The organism is Massilia sp. 01N417, from assembly GCF_056399645.1.
In genome coordinates this window covers 137,462-159,388 of sequence record NZ_JBFTRS010000003.1, presented here as the reverse complement: position 1 = coordinate 159,388, position 21,927 = coordinate 137,462, and the positions used below count along the sequence as shown (strand labels likewise).

Here is a 21,927-nt window from a genome sequence, read left to right as displayed (position 1 = left end):
ACATGGACTACCGGGATGCATGGTGCACCCAGGCGCACTACACCGTCTTCGACAGCGACTATGGTGACGGCGCCTCGTTCCGGGTGATGGCCGACGTCTGGCGCACCGATCCGCACCGCTCGCCGCACCTGCACGTGATCGCCCTGTGCACGCAATCGGATCCCGACTGCCTGCTGCCGGGCTTTCACCGCATTCCCCAGCCCGAGCCCGGCCTGACGCTGGACCTGCTGAATGCCCCCATCGATACGGCCCTCGGCCAACTGGCGGCGCGGGTCGACCTGTTCCGCCTGCATGGCCTGGAGAACGCCGGCACCGACTTTGCGCGCGCGCTGGCGCGGGTGGCCGCGCCCCAGGCCCGCTTGCTGTGCCAGGGCCTGACGGCCGAGCAGGTGGCCGCGCTGGAAGCCCAAAGCTTCGTGTTCGAGCCCGGCAGCGAAGCGGACCGGCTGGCCGGCAGGCAGAAGGCGCGCTGTGCCAGCCGCAAGCCGCGGCCGCCGCAGCCGCCGGCGCCTGAGCGGCGCGCCATCGTGCTCGGCGCCGGCATCGCCGGCTCCGCCGCCTGCGAGCGCCTGTGCGCACGCGGCTGGGAGGTAACCCTGGTCGAGCGCCACGAGAAGCCCGCCATGGAAGCGTCCGGCAACCGCGCCGGCATCTTCATGCCGCTGGTCTCGCGCGACGACAACATTCCGACCCGCCTGACCCGCGCCGCCTACCTGTACGCGCTGCGCCACTGGGAGCGCCTGGGCGGCATCGGTCCCGGCCGCAGCATCGAAGGCGATGCCTGCGGCGTGCTGCAGCTGGCGCGCGACCCCGGCCACGCCGAGGTGCAGCGCGCCATCGCCGCCAGCGGCGCGCTGCCGGCCGGCTTTGCCGAATGGCTCGAGCAGCCGCAGGCCGAGGCCCTGCTGGGTTTGCCCGCGCCGGACGGCGGCTGGCTGTTCCGCCAGGGCGGCTGGGCCCGGCCCGGCAGCGTCTGCGAAGCCATGCTGGCGGCCTGCGGCGGCCGGCTGGAGCAGCGCTTCGGTGTCGGCAGCGTGCGCATCGCCCGCGAGGACGAGCACTGGCTGGTGCGTGACGAGCAGGGCAACGTGGTGGCGCGCGCACCCAACCTGATCCTGGCCACCGGCGCCGGCGCGACCCAGCTGCCGCACGCGGCGCCGCTGCCGCTGACGACCATGCGCGGCCAGGTCAGCCACCTGCCGGCGGACATGCTGCCGGCCCTGCCCGTGGTGCTGTGCCGCGAAGCCTACCTGACCCCGCCGTCGAACGGCGTCGTCAGCGCCGGCGCCACCTACGACCTCGACGACAATCCCGAACTCTCGCTGGCCAGCCACGAGGAAAACCTGGAACGCCTGCGCGGCCTGCTGTCCGATCCGCAGGCGGCGCAGGGCGCGCCGCTGCAGGGCCGGGTGGGTTTTCGCTGCATCGCCCCGGACCGCCTGCCACTGGTCGGCCGCGTGCCGGATTTCGGCGCCGCCGGCAGTACCGAACGCCTGCGCGACGTGCCGCGCTACCCCGGCCTGTATGCGCTGCTGGGCTATGCCTCGCGCGGCCTGATCTGGGCCGGCTGGGCCGCCGAGCTTCTCGCCGCCCAGCTCGAAGGCGAGCCGCTGCCGCTGGAATCGGCGCTGGTCGACGCCCTCGATCCCGCCCGTTTCGTGTTGCGCGCGCGCCGCACCAGCCGGGGGCCGCAAGCCGGGGAGAGCTGATTTCCTGTAAGTAATTACACCGACTAAAGGTATAATTAACGTCCAGCAACATTTCACATCTGAAAGGTTGAGATGGACGACCTGACGGCAGACCACCCGACCCCCGCGCCCGACTCGCACGACCTGTTCCTGTTCCTTGCATCGACCGCGCACGACATGAAGAACTCGATCAGCGTCCTGTCCGGCACGCTGGAGCGCCTGCTCGTCGATGCGTCCCCGAAGACCGAATCGGCCTATCCGCAGATGGCGCACATGCTGTACCAGACCAAGCGCCTGAACGACAACCTGATGCAGCTGCTGGCCCTGTACAAGCAGGTCGGCAAGCCGGAATACCCCTTCGACGTGCAGCCGCTCGCGCTCGGCCAGCTGGTCGAGCAGGTGGTGGCGATCGAGCGCGTGCTGCTGAAGTCGCGCGGCATCCGGCTGGAGCTCGACTATGACCCGGCCCTGATCTGGCACTTCGACGAAGACCTGGTGGTCGGCGTGCTCTCGCATGCGATCAACAACGCCATCCACTACACCTGCGACACCGTGCGCCTGGCAATCCGCGAGCTGGACGGCTGGCTCGAATTGCGCGTCGAGGACAACGGTCCCGGCTACCCGCCGGCCCTGCTGAAAGCCGGCGCGATCGCGACCCGCGAGCAGGGCAGCGGGGTCAACTTCCTGACCAATAGCGCCGGCCTGGGCCTGTATTTTTCCAGCGAAGTCGCGAAGATGCATCGCCACCGCGGCCGCTGCGGCAGCCTGCGCCTGGAGAACGGCGGGGCCTATGGCGGCGGCTGCTTCATCCTGAGACTGCCATGAATCTCGCGAATCCGGGCGTTGCCGCCGCCGCGGCCGACCAGATCGACTGGGCCGGCAAGAACTACCTGGTGGTCGACGATTTCGTCGGCGTGCGCCAGTTGCTGCGCGAGAGCCTGCGCAGCCTGGGTGCGAAGAACATCGACCAGGCCTCGAGCGGCGGCGAGGCGATGGGGCTGCTGTCGCGCATCCGCTATGACGTGGTGCTGTGCGATTACAACCTCGGCGAAGGCAAGAACGGCCAGCAGGTACTGGAAGAAGCGCGGGTGCGCAACCTGATCAACCCGAGCACCGTGTGGCTGATGGTGTCGGCCGAGAAGAGCGTGGAATCGGTGATGGGCGCGGCCGAGCACCAGCCGGACGCCTACCTGATCAAGCCGATCACCGAGGGCGTGCTGCTGACCCGCCTGAACCGCGTGTGGCACAAGAAGCAGGTGTTCCGCATGATCGACCAGGCCTATGCGGAAAAGGATTATTTGCGCGCGGCCAGGCTGTGCGACGCCCAGATCGAGAACGACAAGATCCACGCCCTCGACCTCCTGCGCATGAAGGCCAGGCTGATGGAAAAGAGCGGCCAGCCGGCCAAGGCGCGCGAAGTCTACGAACAGGTGCTGGAACAGCGCGAATACCAGTGGGCGCGCGCCGGCCTGGCCAAGATCCGCATGGCGAACGGCGAGTTCGAACAGGCGCGCCAGATGTTCCAGAGCGTGATCGCGGAAAACCGCTACTACATCGACGCCTACGACCAGCTGGCCGCGTCCTACCAGAACATGGGCAAGGCGGAGGAAGCCTGCGCGATCCTGGAACGCGCCGCCAGGCTGTCGCCGAACTCGGTGCCGCGCCAGCGCAACCTGGGGAATATCGCGCTCAAGCTGGGCAATGTACAGATGGCCGAGAAGGCCTTCCGCAAATGCATCGCGATCGGCGAGTACTCGATCATGAAGACCCCGGACGCCTACCTGGGCCTGGCGCGCGTGTGCGGCCAGAAGAACGATCCGAAGGAAGCCCTGCAGCTGCTGCTGGCGGCCCAGCGCGAGTTCGGCCACGAGCATCCGGACATGCTGCTGCGCACGAAGATCACCGAAGGCCTGGTCTACCACGAGAGCGGCGACTACCGGCGTGCGCGCAAGGCCGGCGACGAGCTCGAAGAGATGCTGAAGCTGAGCGCCGAGCGCCCCGACACCGCCACCTGCCTCGAACTGGCGACCCTGCTGTTCGCGGTGGGCGTGAAGGACGCGCCGGCCGAGCTGCTGTGCTACGTGATCCGCAATAACCACGACAACCCGCTGCTGCTGGACGAAGTGCAGGCGATCTTCGAGAAGGCGCGCATGGGCGAAGAGGGCCTGGACCTGATCCGCAGCTCGAAGAAGGAAGCGGCGGACCTGATGAACCAGGGCGTGCTGCTGTGGAAGACCGGCAAGCTGGCCGAAGCGGTGGAGTGGATGCGCAATGCGCGCAAGGCGGTGCCGAACAACCAGCGCATCCTGTTCAATGCGGCCCAGATCATGCTGTCGCACATGCAGCAGCACGGCTACGACGACAAGCTGTCCGCCGAAGCCTACGAGGTGCTGCACCACGTCGACCGCCTGCTGCCGGGGCAGCAGCGCTTCGCGCAGCTGATGGAGCAGCTGGCGCAGTTGCAGCCGCAAGCCACGGAAGAGCCGGCGTAGGGTGGGCTCCCCGAGCCCACGCGTGAAGCCAGCGTTACGTTAGCGCCCGCGTGGGCACGGCGTGCCCACCCTACGCCTTGTCGGCCTTCGGCTTGCCGCCACGCGCACGGCCATTGCCGTTCGGCGCCGCACCGGGTGCGGGTTCCGCCTGCGACGACGGTGCAGCCGGCGCCTCGCCCTGCGGCTCGGCCTTGGCACCGCCATCGCCCGGCGCCATCGCCGTCGCGACTGCCTGAGTGAACTGTTCCTGAAGCATATTCCACCACGCCAACGCAGCCGGCATGCCCATGGCCGCCGCCGGGTCCTGCGCCGGCGCCGCCGTACCGGGCTGGGCCGAACCGCCACCGCCGGCATCCGCAGCCGTCCCCGGCTGGCCGAAGAAGGAAGAGAAGGGCATGCCGGCCATTTTCTCGGCGCTCACGCCCGACTGGCGCATCGCCTCGGCCATCGAGGCGCCCATGGTCTTGAGCGTCGACAGGGTGGCGCGCTGCACTTCCATGGTCTGGATGGTCCCGCGCAGCATGGTGAGGTTCATGTTGAGCCAGGATTCGACGGCCTTCAGGTCGGCGATCCGCTTGTCGAGGTCTTCGGTCGAGAGCGGCGGCGCGCTCATGCCCGACATGTTCGTGCCCGGAAGGTTCATCGAACCCCACAGGTTCTTGACGAAGTCCAGCGTATCCGTCATCCCGGGCATATTGGCTGGAGGTGGTTTCAGCATGGTGGTCTTCTCCTGTTAGAGGTCGGCACTTAGCGTATCAGATTACTTGTACCCCTCATAGACGTTACACTAGCCGGATGAGCCTCGCTTTCGCCCCGAACCGCCGCCGGAAAATCGTGTTGGGTGCGGTCACGGTCCTGCTGCACCTGGCCGTGCTGGACTGGTTCAACGCACAGGTAGGCCGGCCGCGTGGGGACGGCGTGCGGCGCGAGGCGCCGCTGGTGGTGGCGGAACTGGTGGAAACGCCGGTCACGCCGCCGCCCCAGCCGCGGCCCCTGCCGCCGTCTCCCCCGCCCGCCCTCGAACCGCCGCCGCTGCCGCGCTTGCCGCCCGAGCCGGTGGAGGTGGACGAGGCCGGCCAGGGCGCCGTGGCCGGTGCAGAATCCGGCGATGGCGCGCCGGCAGCGGCGCCCGCCGCCGCCGCCGGAGAACTTGCGGCTGGGCAGGGGAGCGCCCCGAATGCGGTGGCCGACGTACAATCCTCCCAGGCTGCCGCGCAGCCGGCAGCGGAACCGGCGCCGCCCAGGCCCGCTCCCGAAGCGCGCCACTACAAGGTCGACCTGCCGCCCGCCGCCGAGATCCGGATGGACGTCGCGCGCACCGATGCCAACGGCACGCAATGGAGCGGCGACGCCCAGCTGGCGTGGACGATTACGCCGACCTCGTACAAGATCCGCGTCGAGGTCGGCATCACGGTGGTGTTCGCGCACGTGAATCTGCTGACCGTGACCAGCGAAGGTACGGTGGGCGAGGAAGGCTTCATGCCGACCCTGATGACGGAAAAGCGGCGCGGGCGGTCGATGACGGCCACCCATTTCAACCGCAAGGATGGCAGGCTCAGTTTTTCGGCGTCGGAAGCGAATTACCCCCTGGTCTGGGGCGCCCAGGACAAGGCCAGCGTGCCGCTGCAGTTGACGGCGATCGCGCGCGGCGATCCGCAGCAATTGTCGGGAAATATCGACATCCTTGTCGGCGAAGACCGCGATGCGAGCGTTTTCAGCTTCATGGTGCTCGGCCAGGAACAGATCGACACGGGCATGGGCAGGATCGCCACCTGGCACCTGACGCGTCCGCCCAAGCCCGGCTCGTACAACTCGCGCCTGGACCTGTGGCTGGCGCCCGGCTACGGCTGGGTTCCGGTACAGATCCGTAACCTCGAAGCGAGCGGGGCGGTGACGACCCAGACCGCGAACAAGATCGTGATGAAGAATTCAGGAAGCTGATATGAACAAGATGTGGAAACTGGCCGCTGCGGGTGGACTGCTGGCGGCGGCGATGACGGCGCAAGGTGCGCCCGCGGCGGACGAGCATCCGGCGCAGATGCGTCCGGTTAACCTGCCGCCCTCGGCCGACCTGTCGTACTCGATCAGCGCCCGCCAGCGCGGCTTCACGCTGAGCGGCGAAGCCACGCTGAGCTGGCGCCAGGGCGACGGCAAGTACACGATCAACACCGATTCGCGCGTGGCCCTGCTGGGCAAGCTGACCGAGAACCGCAGCACCGGCACCATCGACAGCTACGGCCTGGCGCCGAACGAGTACTACGACAAGCGCTTCCGCAAAGACCCAGTGACGGCGAATTTCGACCGCGAGGCCAAGACCATCAGCTTCAGCGACGGCAAGAAGAGCTACCCGATCAAGGGCGGCGAGCAGGACCGGGTGTCGATCTCGTGGCAGCTGATCGGGGTGGCGCGCGCGGCAAAGGACAAGTTCAAGCCGGGTTCGGACTGGGACTTCTTCGTGGTCGGCCCACGCGATGCCGATCCCTGGACCTTCCGCGTGATCGGCCGCGAAAAAGTGCAGGCCGGCGCCGCCATCGGCACGGTCGACACCATCCACGTGCTGCGCGAACCGCCGCCGGGCTCGAAGGACCAGACCCTCGATATCTGGCTGGCGCCGTCGCTGGAGTGGTATCCGGTCAAGTTGAAGTTCGTCGACAACGACCGCGATTATGTGGAGCAGACGCTGGAGAAGATCACGAAGCGCTGACCCCCCGCCTGCGCGGGGGCGACGAAGTAGCGGTTAATCCTGCACCCCCGGATCTTCCAGCGAATCATTCTCCCAGTGCAACACGATCTCCTTCGGCGCATTCCCCATCCGCACGCTGCGCTTGAAGGTCTTGCCTTCGGCCGAGGCGCTGATGTGATACACGCCGGGCGGCAATTTCGCAAAGAACATCGGCCCGGTATTCGCCACGCTCAGCACATTGCCTCCCCGGGCGTCCGTGATGTCGAGCTGGACGTCGGAGCGGTAGGCGCCGGTCTGCCTGGTGGCGAAAGTCAGTTGCAGGTTGTAGTCGGCGCGCAGGGCGCGCATCGCGTTCTGCTCGTCCTGGCCGACGCCGCCGTTGATGTAGCTGACCCCGTTCTGTTCTTTCGGCTGGGCGGCCAGCACGGCGGGCTGCATCAGGCAGACGGCCAGGGTGAAGGCTGCGGTGGCAAGTGTTCGTTGCATGGCATTTCTCCTTCAATCGTTGTCATGATGGCCATTATCCGGCGGCTGAGAGATGCAGAGCGCGCGGCTCGGTTCTCTATAGTGCGAAAGCAAAATATTGCATTCAGTGCAAGCTATTTTTGCCTTCACTCCGTTGCGTATTAGCCAGTTCTTAAAAGTTGCTTGGTCTTAACTGCTCGTTTGAACTGTTATACTGACGCCCCCGCGCACGCCGCCTTGGCCGCCGCACGCGTTACAAAACCGGCAACTGGTAAGCCTTACGATGATCGACAACCTGGCAGGCGCCGCCGCCGCCGACCTCCATTCCATAGCGCAAGACGAACTGGATCCCTTGCAGGCCCACTTCCACGAAGGAGTGGCGCCGGACGAGATCGAGCAGGTCTATCACCTCAAGCGCGCCCAGCCCATGCTGCAGGCGTTCACGGCCCTGTTCCACGGCGGCCAGGACGGCGTGATCGTGCGCCTGCTGGTGCTGCGCGAGCTGGCCGCCGAAACGGGCGAATCCGCCTTTTCGCGCGCCGACATCAACCAGAAGTTCGCCTACCTGATCCCGGAAAGCCTGGAGACGGTGCTGGGCCGCCTGCGCTCTCACGGCCTGTTGGCCTGGGATAATCCGGCTGCCGTGTACCGCATCACGCCGCTGGCGCGCAATGTCCTGGCCGCCCTCGACACCCTGCTGGCGCTCGGCCGTCCGGAAGAAGACGAGGCCGAGATGGGCTTCCTGCTGTCGCAGGTGGCCGGCGCCCAGGCCGTCGGCGGCGTCACGGTCGAGCAGCTCAAGCACCTGCTGGGCCGCCTGGTCGAGCTGCACGAAGAGTTCCGCGACGCGATCGCCTCCGGTTCCGAATTCCGCCTGCGCGCCTCGCAGGCGAAATGGCACATGGCTTGCGACTGGGTCGAGAAGGGGTCGACGATCCTGCGTGCGATCACCTCGAGCGAGCAGGCGGATGCGGCCACGCACAAGGCGGCGCAGGCGATCGGCCGCGCCCAGTCCTCGCTGCTGAACATGCAGGGCATGTTCTCGCGCGCCCTGAACCAGATCGAGCGCCAGCGCGTGCACCTGGGCCAGTCCGGCCTGTCGACCACCGACATCAAGCGCTGGCTGCTGGCCCACGACGACCTGGCCAGCCTGGCCGAGGACGCCATCGAGCGTCCGGTCCTGCCGCTGTTCGTCACGCCGGCCGAGATGATCGACGTCGCCGAGACCGAGCTGATGACGGAGCGCGCGGTCAACGTCGCCCCGGGCGGCCTGCCGAGCGGCGAAGACGCCCCGCTGACCATCAACGACAACCCGGCCATGCAGGCCGAGCTCGACGACTGGATCAAGCGCCTGGCCGACTTCGCCAACCTCGACAACTTCCCGGTCATGGCCGAAGGTGCGCCGAAGAGCGTGCCGATCCAGGACTCGCTGCTGCCGGCCAGCTTCGCGGTGGCGTCCTACCGCGCCTCGCTGCTGCCGCTGCTGGGCGACCCCGCCGAGGCCAGCCTGCAAGGGCCGACCGCCGAACTGGCGCGCCTGCCGGTACGCTTCAACTCCGAGGATGAAATGGTCCAGCTGGACGATCCGCACGTGGCGGCGATGTCGCTCGCGACCCTCTCCTTGAATCTAGACTTGGACAGTAAAGACGATGAATGACGATGCACAGATCCTGATTGCGCGGCTGCTCACGCACCAGACCCTGCGCCGCGACGACAAGATGGTCAAGCGCGCGCTGTCCGACGATACCTTCCGCGCCGAGATCGACAAGCGCCTGCTGGAATCCGGCCTGAAGCTGATCGACAACGTGTATGCCGACCACGTCACCCTGGCCCTGCACCGCAACGTCGAGCCGAAGATCTTCGGCGCCAAGGACATCTGGCAGAACAATAACTTCGGCCTGACCCGCGACGGCGTGGCCCTGCTGGTGGTGCTGTGGGCGCAGATCATCCTGCCCAAGCGCCAGCGCCAGGAAACCCACCAGGCGATCGACGTCGACCAGTCGGACATGTTCGACAAGGACAATCCGATCCCGCGCGCCGAGGACACCTCGATCGGCATCTCCTACACCGCGCTGCTGGCCGACTTCGGCGACAAGCTGGGCAAGAAGACCCGCATGGACATGAACCTGGGCCTGCTGTCGAAGCTCGGCTTCATCGAGCGCCGCGGCGACGTGATCCTCGAAGGCCCGCTGCTCGACCTGCTGATGGACACCGACCTGCTGAAGGAGCGCATCATCAACGGCGCCCTGGCCGAGGTGTTCAAGCGCGCGCCGCTGAGGGCGGTGCGCCGCCCGGTCAGCGAAGCGGCCAACGATGCGGGTTCGACGGAAGCCGCACCGGCGGAGCCGGTCGTCGCCGAGGCTCCGGCCGAAGCGCCCGCTGAAGCCGCCCCCGAATCCCAGGAGTAAAGCGCATGTTCCACATTAAATCTCTCGAGCTGGTCCACTGGGACTACTGGCAGCGCATCAAGAACATCCCGCTGGACGCCAAGATCATCACCATCGCCGGCCAGAACGGCTCCGGCAAGACCACGCTGCTCGACGCGCTGCGCACCCTGTTCGGCCTCGACTGCTCGATGGGCCGCACCTACAAGCACTATGCGCGCCACTCGGGCCAGCAGAGCGCCTGGATCCGCGCCGTGGTCGACAACAAGCCCTCGGGCCGCCAGCTGTCGAATCGTCCGTTCCGCCACAGCGGCTTCTTCAGCGACGACGAAGTCACGCTGTTCTGCCAGGTGCAGAAGAACGGCGGCGACTGGAAGCGCCAGTATCTGATGCGGCCGGGGAATATCGACATCGAGGAAGTGACCGAAGCCAGCGACTGGCTGGGCGTCGAGAACTACCGCAAGCGCCTGGCTTCGGCCGGCCTGTCGCCGGCGATGTCGAAGGTGCTGGCGCTGGAGCAGGGCGAGACCGACAAGCTGTGCGAATACTCGCCGCGCCAGCTGCTGGACCTGGTGTTCCAGGTCTTCGGCGACAAGGAAGTGCTGGACGCCTACGACGAAGCCAAGCGCCACCAGCGCGATACCGAAACGGAGCTGAAGCGCTTCGAGGCCGAGCTGGAAACCTCGCGCATCAACCTCGAAGGCCTGCGGCTTCGCGTCGCGAATTATCACCAGTGGGAAGACCTGAACAAGGAACGCCGCGAGCTGGTGGAGGAAGTGCTGCCCAGCCTGGAGTACCACGAGGCGCGCGAAAAGGCGGGCCAGGCCAGCCGCGCGCTGCGCGAAGCCAGGAAGCCGCTGATGCAGGCCGACAGCCAGCTGGCCGAGAAGCGCCATGCGCTGGCGGCCCAGCAGCGCGCGCTGACCGAAGCCCAGCAGCAGGAAGTCCAGCTGGAGCAGGAAGCGAACACCCTGGCCGGCCGCCTCACGGAAGTCAACCGCAAGCTCAAACCCCTGGAAAGCCTGCTGGAACAGAAGGAACGCCTGCAGAAGCTGGCCGCGGATTCCGGCGCCGACATCGCCGAGGTGCAGAGCCAGCTCGAAACGAAGGAAGTCCAGCTGGCGAAGAAGAAGACCGAGCGCGACAACCTGGCGGCACGCATCGCCGGCGAGCTGTCGACCATCTCGGCCCTGCAGGGCAAGAGTTCGATGCCGGAGCCGGAAGCCCAGCGCCTGATGCGCCGCGCGCTGAACGACGCCAAGATCCCGCACGCGATGCTGTCCGATATCGTCGAGGTGACGGACCCGAAATGGCAGGGCGCCGTCGAGGGCGTGCTGGGCGGCTACGCCTCGGTGGTGCTGCTGGAGAACGCCAAGGATGCGCCGGCGGCCTACAAGCTGGCCGAGAAGGAGCGCTACCGCCACTTCATCGTGCCGGATTGCGTCAGCGCGCCGGTGGTCAAGGACGACACCCTGCTGTCGGTGGTGCGTTTCAGCTCGAAGGCGCCGTCCTGGCTGATCGACCAGCTCGAGCGCATCGAGCGCGTCGAATCCGTCGATGCCGGCTTCAAGAGCGATGCCGACGAGTGGATCACGCCGGACGCCTACCACCGCGAACGCCGCGGCGGGCGCTCGCTGTTCGTGGAGCCTTCGCGCTACCGCTTCGGCGCGGCCGGCAAGACCCAGCGCCTGGAAGCGATCCAGAAAGCGCTGCCGGCCCTGGAAGCCCAGGAAGACAAGCTGACTCTGGAGATCAGCAAGCTGGCGACCGAGGTGTCGGCGCTGCGCGTGCGCATCGCCGGCGTCGACGCCGTCAAGGAACTGAGCGCGCGCCAGGCCGAGTTCGAGGAAGCCATGCGCGCCATCGAGCCGCTCAAGACCGAGCGCCTGGAAGTCGGCGCGCGCCTGGGCGAGCTGCAGGTGCTGACCAAGAACGCGACCGTCACCCGCACCCGTGCCGACACCGTGTGGCAGAACGCCCGCATGGCGCTGTCGGAAGCGGAAGCCGGCATGCGCCTGAACCACCGCCGCCAGATCGATCAGCGCAGCGATCATGCGCGCGCCCTGCTGGAGCTGCGCCGCAACTGGCGCCACGTGCCGAAAGCCTGGCGTCAGCCGGAACGCCGCGCGGCGCTGGTGGCCGCGCACCAGAACACCCACCAGGTGAAGCTGCGCGTGGGCTCGCTCGACACCTCGCTGGCGCGCAGCGACTGGGAACACGATCCCACCGTGATCGACCAGTACGAGCGCCTGAACGACCAGCTGTCGAACCGCCAGAACGAGACCGAGGAGCGGCGCTACCAGAACAACCGCGCGATCGAGGCCACCGACAATGCGCGCGGCGCCTACATCGAGCGCCTGCGCTACACGATCAAGACCTATTCGAAGAACATCAGGGAGCTCGGCGAACTGGCCAACATCGAGGTCACGGTCGACCCGGTGCGCCTGGAGAACGACGACCTGCAGCTGGCCCAGGCCGGCCTGCACGTGCGCTTCAAGTTCGACGGCAAGGGCCAGATCGGCATGAACGACGGCGAAGCGTCCGGCGGCCAGCAGGTCATGAAGTCGCTGGTGCTGCTGATCGGTCTGCTCAAGTCGGAAGAGGGCTCGGGCGGCTTCGTGTTCATCGACGAACCCTTCGCCCACCTGGACATCCGCAACATCCAGCTGGTCGGCGAGTTCCTGAAGAACACCGACGCCCAGTACCTGATGACGACCCCGCTGACCCACAACACGGACGTCTACGACCCTTCGGACCTGACCCTCATCACCAGCAAGAAGAAGAAGGACGTGCAGTGGGCGCAGCCGATCTTCGTGCTGCAGCGGCGCGCGGCCGGCGAGGCGCCTGCAAAGGCGGCCTGACGCCGGGTCAGCGCCTTGAAAAGCGTTCCGCGCCGCCACCGGTGCGGAACGCCTCCACCACATACTCCACGAACACCCGTACCTTGGCCGGCAGCAGCTTGCGGCTCGAGTAGTAGATCGCCAGCGGGCGGTTCAGCCCATGCCAGCCGGGCAGCACCCGCAGCAGTTCTCCGGTTTCCAGCAAGGGCAGGGCATGCGGCATCGGCAGCATCGCGATGCCCAGGCCGATGGCGGCCGCGCGCGCGATCGCTTCCGGATCGTCGAGCACCGCAACCGGCCGCACGTTCGCCACGACTTCCCGTCCCGCATCGCTCTTCAAGGTCCACGGCATCAGGCGTCCCGACCCGAGCGCGCGCCGCAGCAGGCCGCGATGGCGCGACAGCTGCTCCGGCTCTTCGGGCGCCGTGAAGCGCCGCAGATAGCCGGGCGCCGCCACCAGCACCGAGCTTGCCTGCGCCAGCTCGCGCGCCACCAGGGCATCCGTCAATTCCACGCCGCCGCCGATGGCGACGTCGAAGCCTTCGCCGATCAGGTCGACCTGGCGGTTATCGAAATGCAGGTCCGGCACCACGTCCGGATAGCGCTCCAGGAAGCCCTCCAGCAGCGGCACGAAATACATGCGGCCGACCGCCGGCGCCATTGCGATCTTCAGGGTGCCGGCCGGCTTGCCGGCGTCCTGGCGCAGGTCGGCCAGGGCATCGGCGATCTCGGTCCAGGGCAGGCGGATCTGGCGGTAGAGCCGTTCGCCCTCCGCCGTCAGGCTGAGGCTGCGCGTGCTGCGCTGGAACAGGCGTACGCCGACGCCGGCTTCGAGCCGCGCCACGCTCTTGCTGACGGCCGCCGGGGTCAGGCCCAGGCGCCTGGCGGCGGCGGAAAAACTGGCCTCGTCGGCAGCGGCGACGAAGCAGTCGAGGTGGGGAGCGAGATCGGTCTGCATGTCCTCATCTTATACCGATGGTTGAAGCTGTAAAGCCGGATTGACGACTACCGGGAACAAGTGGGCCGGACCATACTTTCCTCACCAACCACCCACACCGAAAGGAAAGCATCATGGACAGCAAACTGCACGACCAGGTCGCCTTCATCAACGGCGGTTCGCGCGGCATCGGTGCCGCCACCGCGCGCCGCCTGGCCCGCGAAGGCGCCAGGATCGCGATCGGCTACCAGTCGTCCGCCATCGCCGCCGAAGCCCTGGTGGCGGAGATCGAAGCCGGCGGCGGCGAAGCGATCGCGATCCGCGCCGACGCCGCCGATGCCGAAGCCCTGACCCGCGCCATCGACCGCGCCGCCGACCACTTCGGCCGCCTCGACGTCCTCGTCAACAGCGCCGGCGTGCTGCGGCTGGGTCCCGTGGAAGCGTTCTCGCTGGCCGATCTCGACCAGACCCTGGCGGTGAACGTGCGCGCCGTGTTCGTGGCCTCGAAGGCGGCCGCCGCCCACATGCGGGATGGCGGGCGCATCATCAACATCAGCAGCACGAATGCCGACCGCATGCCGTTCGCGGGCGGCGCCGCCTACGCGATGAGCAAGTCGGCGCTCACCGGACTGGCAAAGGGAATGGCGCGCGACCTCGGCCCGCGCGGGATCACGGTCAACAACGTGCAGCCGGGTCCGATCGACACCGACATGAACCCGGCCGAAGGCGAGTTCGCCGAGAGCCTGCACGGCCTGATGGCCTTGCCGCGCCATGGCCACGCCGACGAAGTGGCGGCGATGGTGGCCTACCTGGCCGGCCCGGAAGCGGGCTTCGTGACCGGCGCCGACCTGCTGATCGACGGCGGCTTCGCCGCCTGAGGATCAGTGCGCGGCGCCGCCGGCCAGGTGCCGCTGCAGCGCCAGCACCGTCCCGCCATCGGCACGCCGCATGCCAGTGCCTGGCCAGGCAGGCAAGGACCATTACGACGTATTAGAGCTGCGCAAGATCCTTGCCGAAATGCGCGCGTGAGAATTGACGCATTTCCCGGCCATGGTCGGCTGTTATCATCGGAAAACGTTTTAGATGAGGGCAGGAATGGAATTTCAGGCAAGACGAGACAGGGCCATCGCGCTGCTGGAACAGAGCGGCATCGAATGCAGCAGCTACGCGCCGCCCTTGATGCGTCTTCTGTGGCGCTGCGGCGTGCAGGTGCGGCCGCCGCATTTCATGGGTTTCGCCGCCGCCGCCCTGCTGTCGGGCAGCTGGTTCGCCGTCGGCTGGGGGCTGGTCATGTGGGTCGGATTCTGGTCCCGTCACAACACGGCGTTGCACTTGGCCCTGCTCACCGCCTGCGCCGCCGGCCTGTTCTTCGGCCTGTCGATGGCCGGCTACTATGCCCACCAGCGCAGGAAGCACGGTTTGCCGAGCTGGGAGTCGCTGGCCTAAGTACTTTAGCCTGCCAGCGCCTTGAGCAGGTAATCGGTATCCTTCCGCAGGATCGACTCGTTGAAGCCGAGCTGCGCCTTCCCTTCATTCAGTTTGCTGATCCGCACGTTGGCCTTTTGAAGGCGCTCTTCCAGCCCGGCCAGGCGCTGCGGCGCGATCTCCAGCACCGCCAGGTTGCTGCCGTTCTCGATGCGTTTTACCTTGAAGCCCGGCGTGCGTTCCAGCGCCGCCAGCAGGCGTTCGCCGGCCGCGCGCACGCGCGCATAGCGTTCTTCGACGCCGTCCAGCGCGTCGAGGGCGGGCAGGGCGGCCTGCCAGCCGTGGTAGATGGTGCCGCCGAACATGTGGCGCAGCTCGCGCGCCTTCGCCATCAGCGGCTTGGGCCCGGACAGCACGCCGCCGAAGGGCGCGCCCAGGTATTTGTAGAGCGAGACGTAGACCGTGTCGAAGTGCGCGCAATAGTCCTTCACGCGGAAGCCTTCCATGCCGCTCATGAGCAGCAGGCGGGCGCCGTCCAGGTGCAGCGGGATTTTTTTCGCACGCGCGATGCTTGCGATCTCGGCCACCAGTGCGGGGCTCAAGCATGCGCCCTGGGCGCGGCGCACCGGGCTTTCCAGCGCGATCGCGCCGACCTTGATCGGGTAGGGCCCGAGCTCGGCGCGCTCGATCGCCGCGTTCAGCTCTTCCAGGGTGGGCGCGGCCCGGCCCGGCGCCAGCGGCACCAGGTTGATGCCGCTGAGGGTGGTGACGGTATTCGATTCGTCGCGGTAGACGTGGCTTTCCTGCTGCACCAGCGCGTGCCGGCTCTCGCCGCACAGCAGGCGCAGGGCGACGTGGTTCGCCAGGGTCCCGGTCGGCATGAAGACCGTGTCTTCCTTGCCCAGCAGGGCAGAGAACGTCGCTTCCAGTTCCGCCACCGCACCGCCCGCCAGGTAGCCGTCGGCCGGCTTCGCATGCCGGTCCAGCAGTGCCTGCAGGTGCGCCGGTTCGGCGGCCGGGTTGCGCGGCAGGGTGTCGCCGGCCAGCACGACCAGGGTGTCCATGTCCGCTGGAGGCGCCGCGCTGCCGCTTGATGCGCCGCCGTATTGGGCGTGGGCGCTGCTGCCCGCCGCCAGGCCCAGTGAAGCGATCGGTACGGCTTCGAGGAAACGGCGGCGGTTCAGTCTCATGTGTTCTCTTTTCTCAGGCGAAGGCGCCAGCGCATCAGGCTGGCCGAGAAGGTGGCGAAGTAGCCGGCGGTCATGCCCACGCAGTACATCGTCAGCGGGCTGTCCGAAAAGCGCGGATTCGGCTGGTTGCTGCCCTGGTTCATGTAGACCTCGATGCCCAGGTAGATCACGCGCGCCACCAGCAGCATCCCCACCAGCACGCCCATGCGCATCGGCGGGGTGAAGTAATAGCCCTGGTCGGTGTCTTCGAAGCGGGTGCGGCGCAGGCCGTAGATGCCGAGGGCGATGCCGGCGACCGCGCCGAGCGCCAGCGCGGCCAGCGACAGCGGCCGCTCGCCCATGCCGGCGGCGGGCACCAGCAGCATGGCGCCGAACACCAGCAGGCCGGTGTAGTGGCGCGACATGATCGAACGCTGGCGTGTCATCTGGCCTTTCAGGCGCTGGTAGATGCGCCAGACCAGGATCGGAACGAGGAGGATGAGGGCAAGTGTGGTGATGCTCATTGGGCGATTGCGGCGGCGGCGGTGCGCTTGCGCCAGGCAAGCAGACCGGCCGCGAAAGTCATGTAGTAACCGGCGAGGACGCCGAAGATGCACAGGGTCAGGGGACTGGTGACGAACTCGTGGTGGGCGAAGGAGCCCAGCGCATAGTACTCATAGGCGCGGTAGCCCATGCGGCCGATGAACAGCAGCGCGACCAGCATGCCGATCGGTGCGTGCGGCGTGAAGTAGTACTCGCTGCCTTCCTGTTCGAATTTGGTGCCGGCGCTGGCGATCCGGCCCAGCACGATGCCGAGCACCAGTCCGGCGCCGAGGCCGGCAATGGCGATCGGCGCGGTCTGCAGGCTCAGCGCGGCCAGCATCAGGACCAGCAGCGGAAAGAAGACCAGGGTCGTGCGGTGACGCCACACTTTCGAGCGCTGGCGGGTCGTCAGGCGCTTGATGCGGCTGTAGACGCGCCACAGGATCAGCGGGGCGAGGACGGCGGCAACGACGGGAGTGGGCAGCATGGCGATTTCCTTGGTGTCGAATCCGCCATTGTAATCCAGCCGGGCGTCGGCAAACCGCTGCGCATGGTAATGTTTTGGTTCTTCCAGCAGGAGAACCGACCATGTTCGTTGCACCCATCGAAGCGCACCGCGCCCCCGATCCGGCGCCCATCGACGAGCCGCCCAAGGAGCCTTTCGACTCGCCCGACCCGCACCAGCCGCCGATCCGCACGCCCATGAACGACGAACCGGATACCGATCCGAACCCGAGCATCGCGCGCACGCTGCACTGATTATTCCACCACTAACCCGCCGTGCATTGACGCACGGCCGGCTGCGCGCTTAATATTTAGATGGATGTCTAATTAGATGAATTTCAAATTTGGAGATGCGATGAAACTGCATACCGGTATCCGATTCCTGAAAATGTGGCCGATGTTGCTGCTGGCGGTGGCGTCACACGTCCTTGCCGCCGCGCCCGGCGACCAGCCGATTTCGCTCGCTACCGCCGGCGGCGGCACGGTCGCCGGCACCCTGCATCTGCCGGCGGGCGAAGGCAAGGCACCGGTCGTCCTGATCGTCGCCGGTTCCGGTCCCACCGACCGCGACGGCAACAATCCCGCCTTCCCGGGCCCCAACGACAGCCTCAAATTGCTGGCCGAGGCGCTGGGCCAGGCAGGCTTCGCCTCGGTCCGCTACGACAAGCGCGGCATCGGCGCCAGCAGGGCCGCCGCGCCGGACGAATCGGCGCTGCGCTTCGACACCTATGTCGACGATGCCGCGGCCTGGATCGCGAAGCTGAAGGCCGATCCGCGTTTCGGCCAGGTGGCGGTGATTGGCCACAGCGAAGGCGCGCTGATCGGCATGCTGGCCGCCGAACGCGCCGGCGCGGCCGCCTATGTGTCGCTGGCCGGGGTGGCCGACGCACCGGGCGCCGTGCTGCGCAAGCAGCTCGCCGGCAAGCTGCCGCCGGCGCTCGCGGCCGACAACGAGCGCATCCTCGCCGGCCTGGAGCAGGGCAGGCTTGCCGCCGAGGTGCCGCCCGCGCTGGCGGCGCTCTACCGGCCCAGCGTGCAGCCCTATCTGATCTCGTGGATGAAGTATGTGCCGTCCCGGCGCATCGCCGCGCTGCGCATGCCGGTGCTGATCGTGCAGGGCACGACCGACATCCAGGTCGGCGTCGACCAGGCGCAGGCGCTGAAGGCCGCCAGGCCGGATGCCGTGCTGGCCATCATCCCCGGCATGAACCACGTGCTGAAAGAGGTGCCGGCCGATCCGCAGCGGCAGATGGCATCGTATGGCGACCCGGCGCTGCCGCTGCATCCGCAGCTGGCCGGCACGCTCACCGGCTTCCTGCGCAAGACGGCGCCCCAGGCAGCGCCTTAGGCCGGCTTCCTGGCGAGGGCCCGCAGCAGCTGCTGCATGTCGACCGGCTTCACCAGCCGGGCGTCGAAGCCGCTGCGCAGCGCGCGGTCGCCGTCGACTTCCTGGCCCCAGCCGGTCACGGCGACCAGGGTGGCGTCCGCGCCCCAGGGCTGCTGCCTGGTCCACTCGGCGATCTCGTAGCCGGTCGCGCCGGGCATGCCGATGTCGAGCACCAGCAGCTGCGGCCGGATGCGCGAAGCCAGTTCGATGGCGGCCTTGCCGTCGTAGGCCGTGTGCACCGTGTAGCCCTGCAGCGCAAGGAATTCGGCCAGCAGGTCGGCGGCATCGCGGTTGTCGTCGGCCAGCACGACCTCGAGCGGGACCCGCGCGCCCGCCGTTGCGGGGCCGGTGTCCGGCGCGGCCGCCGCCTGCTCGCCGGCCTGCTCCGCCGTCAGCGGCAAGGTCACGCGCACCCGCGTGCCGAGGCCGAGGCCGGGGCTGAAGGCGGCCACGCTGCCGCCATGCAGCTCGACCAGGGACTTGACCACCGCCAGGCCGATGCCGAGTCCCGGCGTGCCGCCACGGGCCTTGGTCTGGGCCTGCGAGAACATCTCGAACACCTCTTCCAGCCGCTGCGCCTCGATGCCGATGCCGTTGTCGGCCACCTCGACGATCGCCAGGCCGCCCTCGCGCGTCACGCGGATCCCGATCTCGCCGCCGGGTGCCGTGAACTTGGCCGCATTGTTCAGCAGGTTGCTCAGCACCTGGGTCAGGCGCACCTCGTCGCCCTCGACCATCACCGCGTCCGGCGGCAGGGACATGCCGAGCTTGTGTCCCTTGTCCTCAAGCGCCGCGCGCACGCTGTCGCAGCCCATCTCGGCCACCCGGCGCAGGTCGATCCGCTGGATGTCGAGCTGCAGGCGGTCGTGCGTGATCCGGCTCAGGTCCAGCAGCTCGTCCAGCAGCCGGGCCATGTGGCTGACCTGGCGGTCGATGACCTCGGTCGCGCGTCCCACCGAGGCCGGGTTGGCAGCGGCCTGGCGCAGCAGGGCGACCGAGTAGCCGGCGGCGGCCAGCGGGTTCCTCAGTTCGTGGGCCAGGATGGACAGGAAGTTGTTCTTCTGGCGGTCCGCCTTTTCGAGCTGCTCGCGCTGGCGCTCCAGGTTCCGCCTGACGTTCACGTCGGCGGTGACGTCGCGGGCGGTGCCGATGATCGTGGTCGGCATGCCGGCCGCATTGCGCATCACCTTGCCGCTCGATTCGATCCAGCGCACGATGCCGTCGGCGCCGCAGGCGCGGAACTCGGCCTGGTAGTCGTGCCTGCCCGCCAGCGCGGCGTCCCATTGCGCCAGCACCGCCGGGCGGTCGTCCGGGTGGATGTCGTCCAGCCATGGCTCGGCGTCGGTGTGGACGAAGCCCGGCGCCCGCCCGTACATCGGGCCGATGGCCTCCGAATACGACAGTTCGCGCGTGCCGAGGTCGAGCTGCCAGGTACCCATGCCGGCCGACTGCAGGGCGATCTCCAGCCTGGCCTTGGCGATCGACTCGCGCGCCAGCGCCTGCTCGACCTGGTCGCGCTGCCGCACCCGATCGAGGCAGGAGCGCACCGCATAGCCGATGCGCGGATAGTGCTTGGCGGTCTTGGTGATGTAGTCGTCCAGGCCTTCCTTCATGGCGGCGACCGCCACTTCCTCGGTGCCGCTGGCGGTGAACATGATCACCGGCCGCTCCGGGAAGCGGCGCTTCAGTTCGCGCAGCACGGTGATGCCGTCGCTGAAGCGCAGCTGGTAATCGGTGATCGTGACGTCGAAGCCGCCCTGGTCGAGCGCCGCCGCCAGGGTCTCGGGCGTGCCGGCCTGCAGGATGCCGATGTCGCCGAAATGGCGGCGCAGTTCGCGCGCGACCAGCGCGCGGTCGTCCGGACTGTCGTCGATCAGCAGCGCGGTAAACGTCATACGCCGTCCTGCGCGGCCGGCAGCTCGACGCGGAAGCTCGCCCCTTCGCCGGGCGCCGAGCTGAGGCCGACGCTGCCGCCCATGCGCTCGACGCCTTTCTTGACGATCGCCAGGCCGATGCCGGTGCCGGGGAATTCTTCCTCGCTGTGCAGGCGCTCGAACACGTTGAAGATCCTGGCCTGGGCCTGTTCGGGGATGCCGATGCCATTGTCCTCGACGGTGATGCGCACCGTGCCGCCGGCCTGCCGGGCGCCGATGCGGACCATCGGCGCCACGCCCGGCGCGACGAACTTGACGGCGTTCGAGACCAGGTTGACGAGGGTTTGCACGAAGGTCTGGCGGTGCGCCCTGACGTGCAGGCCGGCGGGCACGTCGATGCACAGTTCGGCGCCGGCCTGGCTGGTCTCGGCCTGCAGCATGGTCCGCATGTCGTGGATCGCGGCGGCCACGCCGACCGTCTCGATCGGAATCTCGGTGCGCGACAGGCGGGCGAACTCCAGCAGGTCCGACACCATCGTGTCGACCCGGCGCGCAATCGCTTCGATGCGGTTGACGTAGACCGCCGACTGCTCCATGCGGCCCTCGCTGAAGTCCTGCTTGAGCGCGTTGGCATAGCCCTGGATGGTGCGCAGCGGCTCGCGCATGTCGTGCGAGACCGAGAAGCCGAAGGCCTCGAGGGCTTCGTTGGCTTCCTGCAGCTGGCGGGTGCGTTCGGCGATGCGCTGCTCGAGGTCGGCGTTCAGGCGGTGGATCTCGAGGTCGGCGCGGCGCAGCGAGGTGACGTCGTTGACGATGCCGTCGACGGCGTCGTGGCCGTTCACCCGCACGCGCACGAGCCTGACGGTGTGGGCGCGGCCGCCGGCGCCGAGCTCGCCGCTCAGGACCTGCAGCTCGGCGGTGTCCAGCGTGGCCGTGAGTTCCGGCAGCCGCTGCTTCACTTCCGCGACCAGGGGATGGCCCGGCGCCTTCGAGTATTCGCCGGGCGCCAGTCCCAGCATGGTCCAGAAGGTCTTGTTGCCTTCCTCGAGCTCGCCCTCGAGCGACATGCGGAACACGCCCAGCTCGATGTTTTCGAGCAGCGAGGCCAGCCGGGTCTCGGTGCGGATCGCGCGCGAGCGGATCTCGGAGCGGTCGAGGCAGGTGCGCACCGCCACCGGCAGGCGCGCGTAGTGGCGCGGGCTCTTGATCACGTAATCGTCCAGCCCGTGCTTCATGGCGTCGACCGCGATCTCCTGGGTGCCGGTGGCCGTGAACATGACCACCGGCAGCTGGGGATCGTGGGCCTTGACGCGCTTGAGCACGTCGAGGCCGGTGGTCCAGCGCATCTGGAAGTCGGTGATCACCACGTCGAAGGGGAAGCCGGCCTCCTGGGCGCGCTCCAGGCCGGTGCGCTCGCCCACCTCGGTGACTTCGCAGCCGGGGAAATGACGTTCGATTTCCCGCCGGGCCAGCAGGCGGTCGTCGGGATTGTCGTCGAGGATCAGGAGGCGCAGGGGCATTGTGAACCGATCGTAT

Annotated in this window: 20 protein-coding genes; 12 read left to right on the top strand and 8 right to left on the bottom strand. The window is 68.0% G+C overall.

Annotated features, from left to right (window positions below; genetic code table 11):
- The first annotated feature begins 2 nt into the window (after window positions 1-2).
- The 3 genes from mnmC1 (at window position 3) to AC1DOQ_RS04485 (ending at window position 4,180) form a co-directional block, all read left to right on the top strand.
- A complete protein-coding gene (gene mnmC1 / locus AC1DOQ_RS04495; protein ID WP_477360687.1) occupies window positions 3-1,709 on the top strand; it encodes an FAD-dependent 5-carboxymethylaminomethyl-2-thiouridine(34) oxidoreductase MnmC1 in 1,707 nt (568 codons plus the stop codon).
- Window positions 1,710-1,781: 72 nt separating this feature from the next.
- Window positions 1,782-2,513 (top strand): sensor histidine kinase, encoded by a 732-nt coding sequence (locus tag AC1DOQ_RS04490; RefSeq protein ID WP_477360685.1) that lies wholly within the window; start codon window positions 1,782-1,784, stop codon window positions 2,511-2,513.
- Window positions 2,510-4,180, top strand: coding sequence for a tetratricopeptide repeat protein (locus AC1DOQ_RS04485; protein WP_477360683.1), 1,671 nt, complete (start codon window positions 2,510-2,512; stop codon window positions 4,178-4,180). The genes AC1DOQ_RS04490 and AC1DOQ_RS04485 overlap by 4 nt, the downstream gene beginning before the upstream one ends.
- 70 nt (window positions 4,181-4,250) lie before the next feature.
- Here the strand turns inward: AC1DOQ_RS04485 and AC1DOQ_RS04480 are convergent, their stop codons facing one another.
- Window positions 4,251-4,898, bottom strand: a complete 648-nt coding sequence (locus AC1DOQ_RS04480; protein ID WP_477360681.1) for a PhaM family polyhydroxyalkanoate granule multifunctional regulatory protein — start codon at window positions 4,896-4,898, stop codon at window positions 4,251-4,253.
- Between the two features lie 77 nt (window positions 4,899-4,975).
- Between AC1DOQ_RS04480 and AC1DOQ_RS04475 the strand changes: the two genes are divergently transcribed.
- On the top strand, window positions 4,976-6,121 hold the full coding sequence (locus AC1DOQ_RS04475; protein ID WP_477360679.1) for a DUF3108 domain-containing protein: 1,146 nt from the start codon (window positions 4,976-4,978) through the stop codon (window positions 6,119-6,121).
- Window position 6,122: 1 nt separating this feature from the next.
- Window positions 6,123-6,884 (top strand): DUF3108 domain-containing protein, encoded by a 762-nt coding sequence (locus AC1DOQ_RS04470; RefSeq protein WP_477360677.1) that lies wholly within the window; start codon window positions 6,123-6,125, stop codon window positions 6,882-6,884.
- Between the two features lie 33 nt (window positions 6,885-6,917).
- Here the strand turns inward: AC1DOQ_RS04470 and AC1DOQ_RS04465 are convergent, their stop codons facing one another.
- A complete protein-coding gene (locus tag AC1DOQ_RS04465; protein ID WP_477251953.1) occupies window positions 6,918-7,349 on the bottom strand; it encodes a hypothetical protein in 432 nt (143 codons plus the stop codon).
- A 262-nt stretch (window positions 7,350-7,611) separates the two neighbouring features.
- Between AC1DOQ_RS04465 and AC1DOQ_RS04460 the strand changes: the two genes are divergently transcribed.
- From AC1DOQ_RS04460 to AC1DOQ_RS04450, 3 genes are read left to right on the top strand one after another with little or no spacing between them, the layout of a single operon-like run.
- Entirely contained in the window at window positions 7,612-8,985 is a 1,374-nt protein-coding gene (locus AC1DOQ_RS04460; RefSeq protein ID WP_477360675.1) for a hypothetical protein, read from the top strand.
- Entirely contained in the window at window positions 8,978-9,736 is a 759-nt protein-coding gene (locus AC1DOQ_RS04455; RefSeq protein WP_477360673.1) for a hypothetical protein, read from the top strand. The genes AC1DOQ_RS04460 and AC1DOQ_RS04455 overlap by 8 nt, the downstream gene beginning before the upstream one ends.
- 5 nt (window positions 9,737-9,741) lie before the next feature.
- Window positions 9,742-12,573, top strand: a complete 2,832-nt coding sequence (locus AC1DOQ_RS04450; RefSeq protein ID WP_477360671.1) for an ATP-binding protein — start codon at window positions 9,742-9,744, stop codon at window positions 12,571-12,573.
- Window positions 12,574-12,580: 7 nt separating this feature from the next.
- Here AC1DOQ_RS04450 and AC1DOQ_RS04445 read toward each other — a convergent pair whose 3' ends face one another.
- On the bottom strand, window positions 12,581-13,510 hold the full coding sequence (locus AC1DOQ_RS04445; protein WP_477360670.1) for a LysR family transcriptional regulator: 930 nt from the start codon (window positions 13,508-13,510) through the stop codon (window positions 12,581-12,583).
- A 113-nt stretch (window positions 13,511-13,623) separates the two neighbouring features.
- On the opposite strand from AC1DOQ_RS04445, the gene AC1DOQ_RS04440 reads away from it, so the two are divergent.
- Both AC1DOQ_RS04440 and AC1DOQ_RS04435 read left to right on the top strand, forming a co-directional pair.
- On the top strand, window positions 13,624-14,367 hold the full coding sequence (locus tag AC1DOQ_RS04440; protein WP_477360668.1) for an SDR family oxidoreductase: 744 nt from the start codon (window positions 13,624-13,626) through the stop codon (window positions 14,365-14,367).
- Window positions 14,368-14,584: 217 nt separating this feature from the next.
- Window positions 14,585-14,935, top strand: a complete 351-nt coding sequence (locus AC1DOQ_RS04435) for a DUF6404 family protein (RefSeq protein ID WP_477360666.1) — start codon at window positions 14,585-14,587, stop codon at window positions 14,933-14,935.
- Between the two features lie 5 nt (window positions 14,936-14,940).
- On the opposite strand, the gene AC1DOQ_RS04430 is transcribed toward AC1DOQ_RS04435, so the two are convergent.
- From AC1DOQ_RS04430 to AC1DOQ_RS04420, 3 genes are read right to left on the bottom strand one after another with little or no spacing between them, the layout of a single operon-like run.
- Window positions 14,941-16,104 carry a threonine aldolase family protein gene (locus tag AC1DOQ_RS04430; RefSeq protein ID WP_477360664.1) on the bottom strand — a complete coding sequence of 388 codons (1,164 nt, stop codon included), beginning with the start codon at window positions 16,102-16,104 and terminating at the stop codon, window positions 14,941-14,943.
- Entirely contained in the window at window positions 16,101-16,607 is a 507-nt protein-coding gene (locus tag AC1DOQ_RS04425; protein ID WP_477360662.1) for a CcdC protein domain-containing protein, read from the bottom strand. The genes AC1DOQ_RS04430 and AC1DOQ_RS04425 overlap by 4 nt, the downstream gene beginning before the upstream one ends.
- Window positions 16,604-17,113: a CcdC protein domain-containing protein gene (locus tag AC1DOQ_RS04420; RefSeq protein WP_477360660.1), complete on the bottom strand. Its 510-nt coding sequence runs from the start codon at window positions 17,111-17,113 to the stop codon at window positions 16,604-16,606. Before AC1DOQ_RS04420 ends, AC1DOQ_RS04425 begins: the two co-directional genes overlap by 4 nt.
- A 101-nt stretch (window positions 17,114-17,214) precedes the next feature.
- Between AC1DOQ_RS04420 and AC1DOQ_RS04415 the strand changes: the two genes are divergently transcribed.
- Window positions 17,215-17,385: a hypothetical protein gene (locus AC1DOQ_RS04415; protein ID WP_477360658.1), complete on the top strand. Its 171-nt coding sequence runs from the start codon at window positions 17,215-17,217 to the stop codon at window positions 17,383-17,385.
- Between the two features lie 100 nt (window positions 17,386-17,485).
- Window positions 17,486-18,478 carry an alpha/beta hydrolase gene (locus tag AC1DOQ_RS04410; protein WP_477360656.1) on the top strand — a complete coding sequence of 331 codons (993 nt, stop codon included), beginning with the start codon at window positions 17,486-17,488 and terminating at the stop codon, window positions 18,476-18,478.
- On the opposite strand, the gene AC1DOQ_RS04405 is transcribed toward AC1DOQ_RS04410, so the two are convergent.
- Window positions 18,475-20,412: a hybrid sensor histidine kinase/response regulator gene (locus AC1DOQ_RS04405; RefSeq protein ID WP_477360654.1), complete on the bottom strand. Its 1,938-nt coding sequence runs from the start codon at window positions 20,410-20,412 to the stop codon at window positions 18,475-18,477. The genes AC1DOQ_RS04410 and AC1DOQ_RS04405 overlap by 4 nt on opposite strands.
- Window positions 20,409-21,911 carry a sensor histidine kinase gene (locus AC1DOQ_RS04400; RefSeq protein ID WP_477360652.1) on the bottom strand — a complete coding sequence of 501 codons (1,503 nt, stop codon included), beginning with the start codon at window positions 21,909-21,911 and terminating at the stop codon, window positions 20,409-20,411. The genes AC1DOQ_RS04405 and AC1DOQ_RS04400 overlap by 4 nt, the downstream gene beginning before the upstream one ends.
- Window positions 21,912-21,927 lie beyond the last annotated feature (16 nt).

Coding starts and splice junctions, on each gene's coding strand:
- mnmC1 (WP_477360687.1), top strand. CDS start 3: ATGGACTACCGGGATGCATGGTGCACCCAGGCGCACTACACCGTCTTC.
- AC1DOQ_RS04490 (WP_477360685.1), top strand. CDS start 1,782: ATGGACGACCTGACGGCAGACCACCCGACCCCCGCGCCCGACTCGCAC.
- AC1DOQ_RS04485 (WP_477360683.1), top strand. CDS start 2,510: ATGAATCTCGCGAATCCGGGCGTTGCCGCCGCCGCGGCCGACCAGATC.
- AC1DOQ_RS04480 (WP_477360681.1), bottom strand. CDS start 4,898: ATGCTGAAACCACCTCCAGCCAATATGCCCGGGATGACGGATACGCTG.
- AC1DOQ_RS04475 (WP_477360679.1), top strand. CDS start 4,976: ATGAGCCTCGCTTTCGCCCCGAACCGCCGCCGGAAAATCGTGTTGGGT.
- AC1DOQ_RS04470 (WP_477360677.1), top strand. CDS start 6,123: ATGAACAAGATGTGGAAACTGGCCGCTGCGGGTGGACTGCTGGCGGCG.
- AC1DOQ_RS04465 (WP_477251953.1), bottom strand. CDS start 7,349: ATGCAACGAACACTTGCCACCGCAGCCTTCACCCTGGCCGTCTGCCTG.
- AC1DOQ_RS04460 (WP_477360675.1), top strand. CDS start 7,612: ATGATCGACAACCTGGCAGGCGCCGCCGCCGCCGACCTCCATTCCATA.
- AC1DOQ_RS04455 (WP_477360673.1), top strand. CDS start 8,978: ATGAATGACGATGCACAGATCCTGATTGCGCGGCTGCTCACGCACCAG.
- AC1DOQ_RS04450 (WP_477360671.1), top strand. CDS start 9,742: ATGTTCCACATTAAATCTCTCGAGCTGGTCCACTGGGACTACTGGCAG.
- AC1DOQ_RS04445 (WP_477360670.1), bottom strand. CDS start 13,510: ATGCAGACCGATCTCGCTCCCCACCTCGACTGCTTCGTCGCCGCTGCC.
- AC1DOQ_RS04440 (WP_477360668.1), top strand. CDS start 13,624: ATGGACAGCAAACTGCACGACCAGGTCGCCTTCATCAACGGCGGTTCG.
- AC1DOQ_RS04435 (WP_477360666.1), top strand. CDS start 14,585: ATGGAATTTCAGGCAAGACGAGACAGGGCCATCGCGCTGCTGGAACAG.
- AC1DOQ_RS04430 (WP_477360664.1), bottom strand. CDS start 16,104: ATGAGACTGAACCGCCGCCGTTTCCTCGAAGCCGTACCGATCGCTTCA.
- AC1DOQ_RS04425 (WP_477360662.1), bottom strand. CDS start 16,607: ATGAGCATCACCACACTTGCCCTCATCCTCCTCGTTCCGATCCTGGTC.
- AC1DOQ_RS04420 (WP_477360660.1), bottom strand. CDS start 17,113: ATGCTGCCCACTCCCGTCGTTGCCGCCGTCCTCGCCCCGCTGATCCTG.
- AC1DOQ_RS04415 (WP_477360658.1), top strand. CDS start 17,215: ATGTTCGTTGCACCCATCGAAGCGCACCGCGCCCCCGATCCGGCGCCC.
- AC1DOQ_RS04410 (WP_477360656.1), top strand. CDS start 17,486: ATGAAACTGCATACCGGTATCCGATTCCTGAAAATGTGGCCGATGTTG.
- AC1DOQ_RS04405 (WP_477360654.1), bottom strand. CDS start 20,412: ATGACGTTTACCGCGCTGCTGATCGACGACAGTCCGGACGACCGCGCG.
- AC1DOQ_RS04400 (WP_477360652.1), bottom strand. CDS start 21,911: ATGCCCCTGCGCCTCCTGATCCTCGACGACAATCCCGACGACCGCCTG.